Here is a 14,892-nt window from a genome sequence, read left to right as displayed (position 1 = left end):
AGTAATAAAGTTTTTGGAATTTTGGTTTACATATTAGCCCTTAAGCTACTATTTTTTGGAAAATATACGTAAAATCCTACACGGATTCGAAAGGTTTATAGCTAATCCCGCAAGCCATACAGCATGAAGCTTTTCGAGCCAATCGAGTTTGGAGGAATGAAGGTAAAGAACCGCATTGTAATGCCTGCTGCTGAACTCAACTACCACACTCCCGATGGAAGACCTACTGACAGGCTTTTGAGATTCTACGAAGAGAGGGCGAAGGGAGGGATAGGTTTTGCGGTTGTAGGGATTGCCAAAATCGAACCCCACTTCTTTGGTGGAATAGCAGCACACTCCGACGAATTTATTCCAGACCTCAAGAAGATAGCCGACGTCTTCCACAAGTACGACGTGAAATGCGCTTTACAGCTATGGCACCCAGGCAGATACGAAATCTCCTTCGACCCCAACCGCCAACCAGTCGCCCCATCCCCCATACCACCACCAATCTTCACCAAGCGCACTCCCAAAGAGCTCACCAAAGAAGAAATCCTTCAAATCGAGGAGGAGTTTGCTGATGCAGCTGTGAGGGCGAAGAAAGCTGGCTTCGATGCTGTCGAGCTTATTGGTTCAGCAGGCTACCTCATTTCCCAGTTCTTCAGCCCCGCAACGAACAAAAGAACGGACGAGTATGGGGGCAGCTTGGAAAACCGCACGAGGTTTGCGGTTGAGATAATTCAAAAAATCAAGGAAAAGTGCGGAGAGAGCTATCCAGTAATGATACGAATCCCCGGAGACGAGTTCATCGAGGGAGGGAACACAGTCAGAGAAATGAAGCAGATTGCCAAAATATTGGAGGATGCAGGAGTTGTAGCAATCAACGTAATGGCGGGCTGGCACGAGTCCAGAAAGCCTTTGACAACAATGCTCGTTCCCAGAGGAGGTTTTGCTTACCTTGCAGCAGAGATAAAGAGCGCTGTAAGCGTTCCCGTTATCGCATCTCACCGCATCAATGATCCGATTGTGGCTGAAAAGATACTGCAGGAGGGCAAGGCAGATATGGTTGCAATGCTGAGAGCTTTGATTGCCGACCCTGAACTGCCGAAGAAGGCCAAGGAGGGAAGGTTTGATGAGATAAGGTATTGCGTGGCCTGCAACCAGGGCTGCATGGACATGGTTATGCAGGCTCAGCCAGTTACATGCCTCGTTAACCCCATAGTTGGAAGGGAGGCTGAGTTTGAAAATCTGAAAGCAGAAAAACCAAAGAAGGTTGTTATTGTCGGAGGTGGACCGGGAGGATGCATGGCTGCAGAGATGCTTGCAAGAAAGGGGCATAAGGTAGTTTTATTCGAGAAAACTGACAAATTGGGAGGGCAGCTCAACTTGGCTGCGAAGTCACCTTTGGGCTATGAATTTGCAGAAGTGGGCAAGTACTTCATGAACGTCCTGCCAAAGCTTGGGGTAGAGGTGAGATACAACACGGAGGCTGATGCGGGCAAAGTTTTAGCAGAGAACCCTGATGTTGCGGTAATAGCCGTTGGAGCTTCTCCTTTGATCCCACCAATTCCGGGAGTTGAGAATGCTGTAACAGCCTTCGATGTCCTCGCAGGAAGGGCAGAGGTTGGAAACAGTGTGGTGGTTATAGGCGGAGGAGGAGTTGGATGCGATGTTGCAGCAGAGCTTGCAAATGAGGGGAAGAAGGTTACAATTGTGGAGATGTTGCCGAAGATTGGCCAGGATATAGGCATCTCGACAAGATGGACCGTATTGATGTACCTGAAAGAGAAGGGAGTGGAGATGCTCACCAACACGAAGGCTGTTGAAATCAAGCCCAATGCAGTGGTTGTGGAGCAGAATGGTGAGAGGAAAGAGTTGCAGTGTGACACTGCTGTTATAGCTGTCGGTACAAAGCCGAACAATGGGCTGTATGACGAGCTTCAGGGCAAGGTTAGCGAGCTCTACAAGATTGGAGACTGCGTTAAGCCCAGAAAGGCTCTCGATGCAACAAGGGAGGGAGCTGATCTGGCTTTGAAGGTTTAGGTTTTTCGTTTTTTATTTATTTTCTGAGATTCAGTCGTTCCGAGTTTTTCTAAAACAGAAAAGGCTTCGCTGAGCTTATCTGCAAGCCTGTCCACCTTCTCCCACTCGTCATCGAGAGTCTTCACAATCTCCTCAATTGCCATAACCTGTTCATGAACCTTTTCGTAAACGTCTCCTCCTACTTTTACCTCCACAAAACCGTTAATGGCGGCAAGGGGATTTCTTATCCTATCGACAAGAAGAGCAAGGTTCTCTGAAGCTGCCTTAATAGCTACAAGAGAGCTTCTTATGATTCTCCTTGACTCCAGCATGATCATGTTTTTCGCTACACACTCCCCTAAAACGTTGAAAAGTTCCATGTCCTCGGCGGTGACCTCAAACCAGTCTGGCAGCTGGATTTTGAGGCTCCCCAACACTCTGTCCTGAAACCTAACGGGAACTGTGACCTCACCTACTTTAATCTTGAAGTCCTGAATTTTTTCTGAAAAGCTTGCATCATCAAAATACTCACGCAGAATGTTCTCAACTTCGTCAATTTCGCTTGGTGAATGCCTAAGCATGTCCAAGGTGGCTCTAAGCAGAGTTTCAAGAGAGACCAGCCTGGAAACGTCTCTAGCTACAACAATCAGGTATTCTCCAACCTTTTTGCACCTGGCGTCTATCCATGCCCTACCATCTTTTTTCTTAGCCAGAGCTCTGATTTCACATTCAGCCCCATCCGTTAAGGACCTGATGATTTTGAGAACATCCTCTCTGTTCCCCTCCCAGATGAACTCAATAAATTTTTTACCAACAACTTCTGAAATATCGTATCCGGCCTCTTTTACCGAAGGGGTCGCGAAAACGATTACATCATTCTGAATGACGAAAATACCGTCTCGAATGTTCTCCAGAACAAGTTCCATGTAATCCATGTATTATTTTAGAACTTAATATTTAAAACTTTTTAGGTCGTGTCCTCGAGTAGTTTCAGAACCTTTTCAAGCACTTGTTCTTCCCTTAACTCTGGATGATCATAAGCTACGGAAAGGTCTTTCAGATGTATTACAACAATATTGGAATTTTTCAGGATTTTTTCAACTCCCACTTCGATCTCCTTTGCAAATACGATGTGGGGCATTCTGTGATCATTTCTGAAGGCAAGAAGGGGAATTACGTGTTCGAATCCAAGCCTCTCAAGAATTGTCACTGCAATTCTTTTTCCCTGAGGCCCTAGTATTACTGCATCGAAGGTATGCTCTATCCCAGACTCACCTCTCACTTTCTCTCTTTCTATGATTTTGTATCCTCTTTTTTCAAGCCTCTCTAAGATTTTTCTGGCTGCATCCATCATCTCACCGCAGGCTTTCCGTCGAAGACGAGTCTTTTCACTTCGTTAGAAGCTCTGGACATCCTCGCTTTACGAACTGCGATCTCCCTCCTAAGTTCGCCATCTTTCTCCACCACCCTCAGCTCAACTACATTATCAACGATGGTGCTTAAAAGAGTCTCCTTGATAGTACCGCCAATTAGGCTGATAACAACTGTTATCCCGTTCTTTTTCATCTGAAACACCACATCCCTAACCACTCTGTGAAAAGCCTCTCCAAACTCCCTCCTGATTGCGTTCAGCCCGTCGATGAAAAGCATTGTGCGGTGGTCCAGAACAGTCTTAGATAGTATGTCGTATAGCGCCCTTAAAGATATCATCCTCGGATTTAGGCTCAAAATCTCGAGACCTTCTACTTCTCCGTAGCCAAGGAATTTTAAGGTTTCTTCAATCTGCTGCCTTGGCTCTTCAAAGGAGATATAGGTAACATTCTCACCGTTAATGGCAACATTGGCTGCTGCGCTAAGCATGAGCACTGTTTTTCCCCCTCCGGAAGGTCCAACGAATGCCGTCGCAGTTCCCCTGATGATGCCACCACCCAAAAGTTCATCAAAACCATCAATGCCGGTGGCTATTTTGTTATTAAAATCTATGTTCGACTCGAGCTCCTCTATTCCGTGCATCAGCACTCTCACACCTGAAGGAGGTCCTATTTCAAAGTTGTACACAGCCCTGTCCAGCGGCTTTCCCCTGAGCTTCAGCACACTCATCGTTCTAACAGGAGCCCCAGCCTCTGGAACTTCAAGCCTGAGAACTATAACTCCATCAACAACGAACTCCTCTATCCCCTGACCGATTCTCGTCTCGCCTATTGGCATCTCTTCTGTCATCAGCACAACCGACTTCAGCTCCCTGCTAATGGTTTTGAGGGCGTTGTGCAGAATTGCCCTTGCCGTCTCGGGATTCATCGACAGTATGGGAGAAATTGAGTCGATGACGATTCTCGTCGCTTTCAATTCGAGGGCATTTTTAGTTAGCTCTCTCGATAGCTGCATTAGCGCATCTTCCGAGGTGGGTGCGAGCATTTCCACATATTTGAATGAGCCCGTCTTCTCCAGTTTCTCAAAGTCCATCCCAAGTTTTTTCATGTACTCGTAAAACTCCTCCTTCGACTCGCCAATGCTTATGTAAAGTCCATTTTCACCGAATCTTCTGGCCCCTTCATAAAGAAACTTAGCACAAAAAGTCGTTTTTCCGGAGCCGGGATTACCGGCAATAAGTATTATCTGGCCCCTGTAGAATCCTCCAAAAATATCATCAAAACCCTCAATCCCTGTCTTTACCGCCTCCATTCTGCATCACCTTGCTGTATAACTTAGCCACCTCAATCAATTTTTTATTATCCCCACTTTTAAAGCTTTTCAGGATTCCGTAGGCTCGAATGCTATACTTCTTCAGAAAATTGCTGAGCAGGTAGTCAAGAACGTCAACTGCCATCTCCGAATCGAAGAACTTCACGAGAAACTCGTAGGTGAGCTTGGGATTTTTAAGAGTGGCTTCAGCAAAATTCATTCCTGTATGCTTCTTGCAGTGAAAGTTCAAAACTTCATACAAGTTTGGGGCTATGCTCGAAAAGAAACTTGAAAACAGAGCTTCTAAAGAATCAATGATACTCCTCATTATCATTGTCATTTTGGATCCCTTGGTTAATATGGTTCCCAATATATATAGCTTTTTGGTATCTTCACTCCCCAACCCACGCCCTCAACCTGACAACAAAGACCGCTCCCCTCGGACTGTTATCCTCAACCCGGATTTCCCCACCGTATCTCTCAACAAGCTTCTTAACGAGGTAGAGCCCCTGTCCGGTTGATGCAGCTTCGCCATAAGTAAATCCTTCTTCGAAAATATTATCCTTTATCTCCTCCGGTATCCCCTTGCCGTAGTCAATTACCCTTATCTCGCAGAAGTCTCCAACGTTTTTCATTGTGACCTCAATTCTGTCCGTCTTGCCATGCTGGATGGCATTCTGGAATAAATTCTCAAAGACTGCTCTCAATCCTCTGTCGGCCACAACCTCACACTCACCCTCTATTGTTATGGGCACGTTAAAGTGGTCTGCAACGTCTTCAACGATTTCTCTGACATTTATTCTTTCCAGCTCTCCCTTAACTACGGCCTCCTCAAACTCCCTCAAATCTTTTATGATTTTGACTGCTCTCTCAATAGACAATCCCAGTTTCTCCAAATAGTTGGAATTCTCGCAGTTTTTACAAATTTCTCTGCTAATCTCAAAGTACGACATGGCGGTTGTGAGGGCGTTCAGCACATCGTGCCTTAGTGCGCGGGTTATCAATGTTAGCATTACCTTCTGCTCTTCAAGCTTTGTGACGTCAGATAAAGCAATAATCCCCAAAATCTCACCCATAAAACGTGCTCTGCTCCCAAAAACCTGAACTGTTCTGTAGTTTCCGTCCTTTCCTCTAACTTTTATCAAAAAAGGTTCTACCGTTTCCCCCGCAAGTCTTCTCCTCATCGCATTTTCCGCTTTTTCTCTGTCTCTGGGGTGGACAAGCTCGACAAAAATTCTCTGCAAAACCTCCTCCCGAGAGTAGCCAAAAACTCTCTCAAAGGCCTTATTTGCGTAAACAATAACCCCTATCTCATTGTGTAGTAAAGCAGGGAATGGGGCAATTTCCACAACTTCCCGAAATACATCTTGCATATTACTCATTCCAAGTATTTCTCTATGACTTCAATCAGCTGCCTCCTCGTAAAGGGCTTTTCAACAACTTCAAGCGCTCCTGCATCAAGCAGCTCCTTCCCCTTCTTTCTGGCATAGGCAGTGAGGCCTATTATCTTTGCCTGAGGGTCTATTTTCTTTATCTCCTTAGTTGCCTCAACACCGTCCATTACGGGCATCATGACGTCCATTAGCACGACATCTGGTTTGAACATCTTGTACTTCTTTACTGCCTCCTCACCGTTCGTTGCGGGTATAATTTCGTACTTATCACCCAGCATAATCTGCACGGTTTCGAGAACTGCTGAATCATCCTCCACAACCATAACTCTACGTTTGTTCACAGCATCACCTCCTTTCTTCACGCTCTCTTCTTAAATAGTCTCTTATTGCCTCAGACTCAACCCACCCCCTCTCGAGCTGCTCAACCAGCTCCACCACTCTGTCAAGCTGCTCTTTAATTTTTTTCTTCGCTTCCTCGTTCTCGACGAATATCTCAACGTATCCCTGTGCAGCAGCCAAAGGATTGCGGATGTGGTCAACTAAAATTGCAAACTGCTCTATGTTCTTCTCTATCTGCTCGTATGCTTTCATCTTAGCCTCAAACAGTAACGCTTCGTGTATGGCTATAGCAAGCTGTCCCGCTGTTGTTTTGAGGAAATCGATATCCTTCCCCTCAATTCCCTTGCTTGCTGCAAATATCACTCCTACTTTCTCATCTCTTGCTATTAAGGGTATCGAGACATAGCGAGCAAATCCGCCTTTGAGCAGCTCTACCTCCAGTTCATTTAAATCATCTTTTTCCAGAATATTTACCACGACCTCTTTCTCAGCGTCTATTTTCTCTAAAACAGATCTTCCAATCTCAGGATCTGAAACAACAAAGCCATTTTCACCGAAAACCCTGATAGCAATAACATCACAGCCAATCTTTCGCCTTACAACCTTTGCCACTTCAAGAAGCATATCTCGAAGGTTTTTGCCCTCTATAATTCCCAAATCGACTGATCTCAGAATCTGAAGGCTTTCGAGAGCGTCTCTTAGCTTTCTCTCCGCAATCATCTTTTCGGTGATATCCTCAATTATGTTAAGAAATGTGTAGGGAACCCCCTCTTTTTTAAGCAAAACCGGAAACACTTTTAGGATTTTTAATTTCCCACCAATGTTTACCTCCAAGTCCAGCTCCCTGAACTCTTCGCTCAGTCCACGGTAAAACTCCTTCATTATCTCGGGCAGCTTGGCGTCATCAAAAAGGCCAAGTTCGGTCCATTTTTTCCCTATGACGTCTTCTCTTCTCATTCCGAACATTCTTAAAGCTGCATTATTGCAGTCAAGGATCGTTGTGTCCACTGACGCAAGAACTATTCCCAGAGGGGAGTTTTCAAATACAGCCCTGTACCTTTCCTCGCTTTCTTTTAGCTTTCTCTCCATCTCCTTAGCTTCGGTAATATCCATTAAGGAGACAACAACCCTTTTAGTTCCGGGAATAACCGTAGCCGTGATAATTGCATACCTTATTCTGCCTTCTTTGTCAACATACTTTATCTCGTACTGTCTTGGAGCCGATTCGGGGTCTGCAAGCCTTAGTTTGTGAATTCTTAGAATCTCTTTGCGATCTTCTTCAGGAAGCAGAATGGTGAAAGGCTTTCCTACAAGCTCTTCTCTGCTGTATCCTGATAATTTTTCCACCTCTTTGTTTGCGAAAACGATCTTTCCGTTTTCGATTACGAGTATTGCTGTTCCTGTGTTCTCTACTACAAGCTCGTACAGCTTCTCCAGCATCTCCTTTTCCTTTTTCTCTCTCAGGGAGGCGATTGCATTAGAGAGACTTTCGGCAAGCTCTTCAAGCAGGGAGAGCTCTTCCTCGTCAAAAGCGTCTGGCTCTGGAGCGTAGATGGCTAAAGAGCCAATTACCTCGTTCTCAACGTGAAGAGGAATGGCTGCTACAGATCTAAAACCTCTTTTTAAAGCTTCTTCTCTCCAGGGTTTGAAGGACTCGTCTGCGTCGGTTTCCCTTACCACCACAGTTTTTCTAAGCCTGATTGAGCTGCCAACAGGTCCCCGACCGGTCTCGCTATCGTTCCAGGTAACCTTTATTACCCATGCATAGTCGTCATTGCCTGAAGCGGCAACTGGCTTTACAGTCTTATCCTTCTCAGCATACCCAACCCAGGCGTAGGCGTAACCGCCTTCCTCAACAATTATCCTGCAGACTTCCTTTAGCAGCTCTTCCTCATCGCTTGCTCTGGTTACAGCTTCGTTAACCTTGCTCAAGACCCTTAAAGCTCTCTCAGCCCTTTTCCTTCTTTCTTGCTCTTCCTGCAAAATTCTCTCATAAACACCCAACATTTTCCTCAGAAGTGCTGGAACAAACCTTGCAAAGTTCTTCGCAACCTTCTCGAACTCTTCGTATTCAGAAAGTTTATTTGCGAAGAGTTCCATTCTTCTGACTACATCTTCCGGTTTGCTTCCACTCCTGATTATCCTCTCAATCAGTTCATCATCGATTTGTTCCACTATTTTTTCGGAGTCCTCACCTGAGAGAAGGGCGTAGATGTATCCTTTAATTCTCTCCTTAACCACTACTCTCAGCTCAGGAGAAAATTCTTTGGATACTTCCTTAAACCACTCCTCCCAAATTTTTTCAATTGACTCACTATCCATATCCTATCCCTGCTCGGAGGGTAACTTGTTTAAATTTATCCTAAAAAAATATCAACCTTTCGCAAGACCATGAAAACACCTGTGAGATTAAGGAGAAAGCTTTTGTGTCTAATACCATGATTGTAATTATGAGAATTACTGTAATCGCCCTCGTTGCCCTTGCCATAACTGGATGCTTACAGGTGGTAGGGAAACCCCAGTTGAAGGAAATCAACAGCAAGTGGGGAAAAGTGACAGAGTCTACGACAGAAATCATAACAACGGTCAAAGTTTACAATCCAAACCCGTTTCCGCTACCGTTAAAGGACATTCTGACGGAAGTTTACATCAACGGAATCAAAATGGGTGAGGGATCGGCATTAAGCGCCCATATCGAACCAAACTCTGAATCAACTGTGATAATCACCACGTATGTCGACAACAGCAAAATTCCCCAATGGTGGAGAAGCCACATCACAAACGGGGAGGAGTCAACGGTTAGCATTAGGGGATACATGGTCTTTGATCTAAGATTTATTGACTTCAAAGTTCCATTTGAAATTACAAACCGGTTTAAAACAGATATTCTTTCCGGATTCTGCACAAACGTTCCTGAAAGGTCGATGGCTTCCCTGTCACTGTGGAGTCCGTTAAGGCGATGTGGGGAGTTGTAACAGACAGCCAAACAGAAATTGTGGCTCTCGCTAAAGTCAGGAACGAGGATGTCGTTCCTATTGTAGTAAGCGGATACCACTACACCATTGAGATGAACGGCGTGAAGGTTGCCGATGGTTATGAAAATTCTCCAGTAACCGTAAAACCAAAATCGAAGACCACACTTAAGTTTTCTTTAAGGCTAAACAACAGTTTTATTCGAGAATGGTGGGTGACGCACATCGCGAATGGGGAGAAGACGAAAATCAGAGTCGCTATTAAACCAACCATTGAAGTAGGGGGCAGAGACGTTGAAGTTCCCGTGTTCCTGAGGGAGTCTGAGTTTACGACGAAACTCCTGAGTTAAATTATAATCACTACTGGCACTGGACGGGTTCCGAACAGGTTCTCGAAACTGCTCTTAAATCCTGTCCACCTGAGCAGCTCTTTCTACGAGTAGGCGCATATACACTCCCACGGTTCTGACCGGCGATACTTCAACTCCGGCAAACTTCCACACTTCAAGCATGGCGAACCAAAACCCAAATCAGCAGTGAGGCTAACTTTCAAACATGCACGTGCCATGGAGGCGTGTTGCTTCCTGGCACTGCAACGCCTGCGGGATGTGCTGCAGAGTTTACACGCCAAGGCTTACAGCCTACGAGTACCTGAAGCTCAGAGGCACCGGCTTTGTGATTGAGAAGGCAGGAAGATTTTACATTCGCAAAATTGGAGGGAAGTGCCCCTTCCAGAGTGGCAGGCTCTGCTCACTGCAAAACGACCTAAAGCCACTCGCATGCAAAACCTTCCCGTTCGTGGTGAGGAGGAAGGGAGAAGAGGAGGGGCTGTTTGAGCTTAATGGGGATGAGTTTTACGTTTATGCCGACACCTTCTGCCCCAACCTGAAAATAAAACGGGATAGGAGGCCAGCTGTTGCAGAACTGGTGAGAGAAGCGGTAATGCTCTTCACAGGTCGAGGAAGGTTAAGCAGGCTCACCGCAACAATCCCAGAAACTGCAAAGCCTCAACAACCCCCTCGCCGTCTGGTGATGGCGTAACTAAATCAGCATACTCCTTCAGCCTCTCATCGGCATTGGCAACAGCAATTCCGAATCCAGCAACTCTGAACATGTCTATGTCGTTCTCTGAGTCGCCGATAACTGCAAACTCCGCTGAACTGATACCAAGCCTCTCGGCAACGAACTTCAAAGCTTTTCCCTTGCTAACATCAGCATCCATAATGTGGTAGGCAAAGCCTGAATCCACAAGCTTAACCCCCATCCCCTCAATGAGCTTTCTCGCCTCGTTGATGTCAAAGCTCCTCCTCATGCACACTTCCGACTTCCTGTATTCGAAGTCCAGCAGCTCAACCTCATAGTGTTTCTCAAGCACCCTCACAGCCTCAACGCATTTCTCTTTATCTCCTAAAACAATATCCTCCCCATCGTACTCGAACCTCACCACGCCCCCATTCTCGCAGATTACCACGTCTGAGACTCCAATCAGCTTTGCTGCAGCCCTCGCAAAACAAGATATGTTACCAGTGGCCAAAATCACGGGAATTTTTACCTTGCGGAGAGCTTCAACAGCCCTGCAGTTCAGAGCCCTCTTTCTGTCGGTGAGGGTGCCATCTATGTCAACTGCGATGGCCTTTGGTTTGAACATGATTCCTGTTTGGGGTGTGGGTAATTAAGATTAAGGGTTTTATTGAGAGTCAGTGTGATTGCAAAGCAAGAGGAAATAAATTGAGTTTAGATTTTGGCCAGTTTTAGACCGTTATTCTGCGAAAAATCATCTCAGAGTGCTTGTCACAGTAATTTATCTTGAGTTTTAATTGGGTAGAATTATGTTTTATATTTGGTTATTTTTGGAAATGGATTGTTTTGATTATTTTTTGGCAGGATAAGCTTGAGGAAAAGATTTTAAAGTAGAAATAAGTTCCGGAAAATGGTTTAGTAGGAAATTGAGTAGCAGGATAAAAGTCGCACGCCGTTATAAATGAGATGCACTTTCGACACCTCGCGGAGGTATATAAATGAAAAAATCCCTCAGAAAACTTTAAATTGGAAATAGAGGGAAAATTACTGATGGTTGAAATCAGACCAAAATGGGATTGAAAGATTGCCGAAGTGGTGCTTAGAGCTTTCAGCAAGGCGGTTGAAATCAGACCAAAATGGGATTGAAAGCAGCAAGTGCGAGAACTACTCTCCAAAACGTTTTTGAGTTGAAATCAGACCAAAATGGGATTGAAAGGACGACGACTCGAGGGTTCTTCTCTCCCTCGATCAAGGGTTGAAATCAGACCAAAATGGGATTGAAAGCAGTAATAGCAGCCGCTGTTGCCAGAGGTGGAGTTCAAGTTGAAATCAGACCAAAATGGGATTGAAAGATTGTTCTGTCCCAAATCGTTCTGAGAGCTGTTAATGGTTGAAATCAGACCAAAATGGGATTGAAAGCGCTTTGAGAGTAATACGTTTTGACTTGATTGAACAGTTGAAATCAGACCAAAATGGGATTGAAAGCTTAACGAGAGAGGAGATCGAACAACTGTTGCCCTAGTTGAAATCAGACCAAAATGGGATTGAAAGCTTTTAACTATTGCCTTACCGTTAGGGAGCGTCGTGAGTTGAAATCAGACCAAAATGGGATTGAAAGGACATAATCTTTGCCAACTCCACCAAGAGGGGGGTTTGTTGAAATCAGACCAAAATGGGATTGAAAGAGCGATTTTACGGGCGGCTTCGAGAGTCTGTACTTGGTTGAAATCAGACCAAAATGGGATTGAAAGCGACCCTTTCCAATGCGAGGGCTTTGAGATTCGTTAGTTGAAATCAGACCAAAATGGGATTGAAAGTGGAACTCTCCGACATAGAGCAGCTTCAGCTCGGCCGTTGAAATCAGACCAAAATGGGATTGAAAGATAAAGGAGGCATACCTCACGAACTCCAGAGGGGAGTTGAAATCAGACCAAAATGGGATTGAAAGAAGGGCAAGAGGAGAAGCAACTCATCAAATCCCCCGAAGTTGAAATCAGACCAAAATGGGATTGAAAGTTGTATTGCTATGGCAAAGTGAGTGTTGAGGCAATTGGCGATGTTGAAATCAGACCAAAATGGGATTGAAAGACCTGTCTTTGTCCAATAAACATATCATTCCTCCTGGTTGAAATCAGACCAAAATGGGATTGAAAGAGTATAATTTGCTTGAGAACAATAGCATAGTTACGGAGTTGAAATCAGACCAAAATGGGATTGAAAGGGAGCCGTTGAAGTCTGCGAGCATCGGTTCAACGACGTGGCTGAGTTGAAATCAGACCAAAATGGGATTGAAAGGGTTTAGACTTCCAGCAGGTAAGACATTCAAGGTTCTTAAAGTTGAAATCAGACCAAAATGGGATTGAAAGATAAACAGCGAAGAACGGGTCGTTAAGAGGGCTAAATAGTTGAAATCAGACCAAAATGGGATTGAAAGTCGGGAACTGCTAATATCTCGATTGCTGACGACGAGATTGGTTGAAATCAGACCAAAATGGGATTGAAAGGCCTTCTTTGAGGTCTGGATCTGGCTTCAGGATCTTAGTTGAAATCAGACCAAAATGGGATTGAAAGGGGTCGCAACCGCTGACGGCTCGGTGGTTTTCAAAACGACTGTTGAAATCAGACCAAAATGGGATTGAAAGTCTTTTTTTAGAACTCGGTAAGCCTCCTTGATGAACGCCTCGTTGAAATCAGACCAAAATGGGATTGAAAGTCTGGACTCCCTCTTCTCTTCCTCTACGACGCCGAACGGTTGAAATCAGACCAAAATGGGATTGAAAGAGGACACGAAGGCTCTGAGGAGGTTTCAGGGGAGTAGTTGAAATCAGACCAAAATGGGATTGAAAGGTTGTCGTATTCGGCGATGGGCTGCTCCCCCGCAGGTTGAAATCAGACCAAAATGGGATTGAAAGCGTGAAATACTCCATCCCAACGCTGAGCAGCTCGGTAGTTGAAATCAGACCAAAATGGGATTGAAAGAGAGCAATCAAAAAATAGAAAGGTTACAAGGCACCTGTTGAAATCAGACCAAAATGGGATTGAAAGTCGGACTTCGAGGGGTTTGACTGGGTGATAGTCGGAGGTTGAAATCAGACCAAAATGGGATTGAAAGTGGCATGGGAAGAAATCGTGGTATCTTGTTTTGCCGGGTTGAAATCAGACCAAAATGGGATTGAAAGAGACATACAGAGACATAAATCTTGGAGTAAGCAGACTCAGGTTGAAATCAGACCAAAATGGGATTGAAAGAATATACCACTCTGGCCGAATCGATCAGAAGAGAACTGACAAGTTGAAATCAGACCAAAATGGGATTGAAAGCGTTAAGGCGAGTGTTAGCGGTAAAGCCTCTGAGCTCAGCAAGTTGAAATCAGACCAAAATGGGATTGAAAGGGAGTTGCTTTGACTGGTAATCTGTTCGATCAGATTGTGTTGAAATCAGACCAAAATGGGATTGAAAGCATAATCTTCTTGAAAGTCACGGGAATGTGGAACTTCGTTGAAATCAGACCAAAATGGGATTGAAAGGAAAGGATACAAATGTCAAACAACCGATAGTTGAGAAGGTTGAAATCAGACCAAAATGGGATTGAAAGGACGTCGTGGAATAATGCGACAAATATGGCTTCATCGTTGAAATCAGACCAAAATGGGATTGAAAGAAAACACTTTCCACAAGCGCTTAATCCGCCACGTCAATGTGGTTGAAATCAGACCAAAATGGGATTGAAAGGAGTTTCAGAAGATGGCGGAGGAGTTGAGATTACAGTCGTTGAAATCAGACCAAAATGGGATTGAAAGGGTTCTACCGAGCAAAGAGCCCGACCGAGAGCTTAACGTTGAAATCAGACCAAAATGGGATTGAAAGTAGCCTGCCACGTTCCTGCTAACTCCCCATGCCAGAAAGTTGAAATCAGACCAAAATGGGATTGAAAGACACCAGAACGGCAAACAGAGCTCTCATCCTCCCCCCGTTGAAATCAGACCAAAATGGGATTGAAAGTCATAATCGCTTTCCTGATAATGCTGTTAATTCCGCATGTTGAAATCAGACCAAAATGGGATTGAAAGTATTCGTGTATCAGGTGTTCCTGTTGATTCCGGGCCTGTTGAAATCAGACCAAAATGGGATTGAAAGCAGTTAGGACAATATACTACTGGTTGAGAGCACATGAAGGTTGAAATCAGACCAAAATGGGATTAAAAGAGCTCTTGGCCTGCCTCTGAAAGCTCGGAACACAGTAAGTTGAAATCAGACCAAAATGGGATTGAAAGTGGACGTGTAAATCTTCTTTTCGTCATCAGAGATATCTTTTACTTGGACATGCTTCTTGAACCTCCCAAACTCAACGAACAGAACTAAATGCGGGGGGAGGGATTCGAACCCTCGAACCCCTACGGGACAGGACCCTCAATCCTGCGCCTTTGTCCGCTCGGCAACCCCCGCTCAGATGAAAAATTCTGCATAGGATTTATGAATATTG

Annotated in this window: 12 protein-coding genes, 1 tRNA gene and 1 CRISPR repeat array; of the genes, 4 read left to right on the top strand and 9 right to left on the bottom strand. The window is 44.9% G+C overall.

Annotation, left to right across the window (positions count from 1 at the left end):
* Positions 1-123: 123 nt before the first annotated feature.
* Complete coding sequence (locus tag AF_RS02305) at positions 124-2,022, top strand: FAD-dependent oxidoreductase (RefSeq protein ID WP_010877962.1); 1,899 nt, start codon at positions 124-126, stop codon at positions 2,020-2,022.
* Here AF_RS02305 and AF_RS02300 read toward each other — a convergent pair.
* From AF_RS02300 to AF_RS02270, 7 genes are all read right to left on the bottom strand, one after another.
* The gene (locus tag AF_RS02300; RefSeq protein ID WP_010877961.1) at positions 2,019-2,936 is read right to left on the bottom strand and encodes a PAS domain S-box protein; all 918 of its coding nucleotides are present in this window, start codon (positions 2,934-2,936) and stop codon (positions 2,019-2,021) included. The genes AF_RS02305 and AF_RS02300 overlap by 4 nt on opposite strands.
* Before the next feature lie 32 nt (positions 2,937-2,968).
* The gene (locus AF_RS02295) at positions 2,969-3,355 is read right to left on the bottom strand and encodes a hypothetical protein (RefSeq protein ID WP_010877960.1); all 387 of its coding nucleotides are present in this window, start codon (positions 3,353-3,355) and stop codon (positions 2,969-2,971) included.
* Complete coding sequence (locus AF_RS02290; RefSeq protein WP_010877959.1) at positions 3,352-4,683, bottom strand: ATPase domain-containing protein; 1,332 nt, start codon at positions 4,681-4,683, stop codon at positions 3,352-3,354. Before AF_RS02290 ends, AF_RS02295 begins: the two co-directional genes overlap by 4 nt.
* Positions 4,658-4,903 carry a hypothetical protein gene (locus AF_RS12830; RefSeq protein ID WP_143274373.1) on the bottom strand — a complete coding sequence of 82 codons (246 nt, stop codon included), beginning with the start codon at positions 4,901-4,903 and terminating at the stop codon, positions 4,658-4,660. Before AF_RS12830 ends, AF_RS02290 begins: the two co-directional genes overlap by 26 nt.
* A 172-nt stretch (positions 4,904-5,075) precedes the next feature.
* Positions 5,076-6,056, bottom strand: coding sequence for an ATP-binding protein (locus tag AF_RS02280; protein WP_148183417.1), 981 nt, complete (start codon positions 6,054-6,056; stop codon positions 5,076-5,078).
* Positions 6,057-6,061: 5 nt separating this feature from the next.
* Complete coding sequence (locus AF_RS02275) at positions 6,062-6,400, bottom strand: response regulator (RefSeq protein WP_048064235.1); 339 nt, start codon at positions 6,398-6,400, stop codon at positions 6,062-6,064.
* A 22-nt stretch (positions 6,401-6,422) separates the two neighbouring features.
* Positions 6,423-8,738 carry a PAS domain S-box protein gene (locus tag AF_RS02270; RefSeq protein ID WP_010877955.1) on the bottom strand — a complete coding sequence of 772 codons (2,316 nt, stop codon included), beginning with the start codon at positions 8,736-8,738 and terminating at the stop codon, positions 6,423-6,425.
* A 128-nt stretch (positions 8,739-8,866) separates the two neighbouring features.
* Between AF_RS02270 and AF_RS02265 the strand changes: the two genes are divergently transcribed.
* From AF_RS02265 to AF_RS12590, 3 genes are all read left to right on the top strand, one after another.
* Complete coding sequence (locus AF_RS02265; protein WP_048064234.1) at positions 8,867-9,391, top strand: LEA type 2 family protein; 525 nt, start codon at positions 8,867-8,869, stop codon at positions 9,389-9,391.
* A complete protein-coding gene (locus AF_RS02260; protein WP_048064233.1) occupies positions 9,376-9,738 on the top strand; it encodes an LEA type 2 family protein in 363 nt (120 codons plus the stop codon). The genes AF_RS02265 and AF_RS02260 overlap by 16 nt, the downstream gene beginning before the upstream one ends.
* 205 nt (positions 9,739-9,943) lie before the next feature.
* The gene (locus AF_RS12590; RefSeq protein WP_010877952.1) at positions 9,944-10,429 is read left to right on the top strand and encodes a YkgJ family cysteine cluster protein; all 486 of its coding nucleotides are present in this window, start codon (positions 9,944-9,946) and stop codon (positions 10,427-10,429) included.
* Here the strand turns inward: AF_RS12590 and AF_RS02255 are convergent.
* Together AF_RS02255 and AF_RS02250 are read right to left on the bottom strand one after the other, a co-directional pair.
* Positions 10,365-11,036: a phosphoglycolate phosphatase gene (locus AF_RS02255; protein ID WP_010877951.1), complete on the bottom strand. Its 672-nt coding sequence runs from the start codon at positions 11,034-11,036 to the stop codon at positions 10,365-10,367. The genes AF_RS12590 and AF_RS02255 overlap by 65 nt on opposite strands.
* A 425-nt stretch (positions 11,037-11,461) precedes the next feature.
* Positions 11,462-14,683: direct repeats of the CRISPR family, unit length 30 nt; unit sequence GTTGAAATCAGACCAAAATGGGATTGAAAG.
* Between the two features lie 89 nt (positions 14,684-14,772).
* Positions 14,773-14,855: transfer RNA gene (locus AF_RS02250), tRNA-Leu, on the bottom strand.
* Between the last annotated feature and the right edge of the window lie 37 nt (positions 14,856-14,892).

It is taken from the genome of Archaeoglobus fulgidus DSM 4304 (genome assembly GCF_000008665.1).
Classification (GTDB): Archaea; Halobacteriota; Archaeoglobi; order Archaeoglobales; family Archaeoglobaceae; genus Archaeoglobus; species Archaeoglobus fulgidus.
Note: the sequence above shows the minus strand (reverse complement) of the source record. Positions and strands in the feature narration are given on the sequence as shown.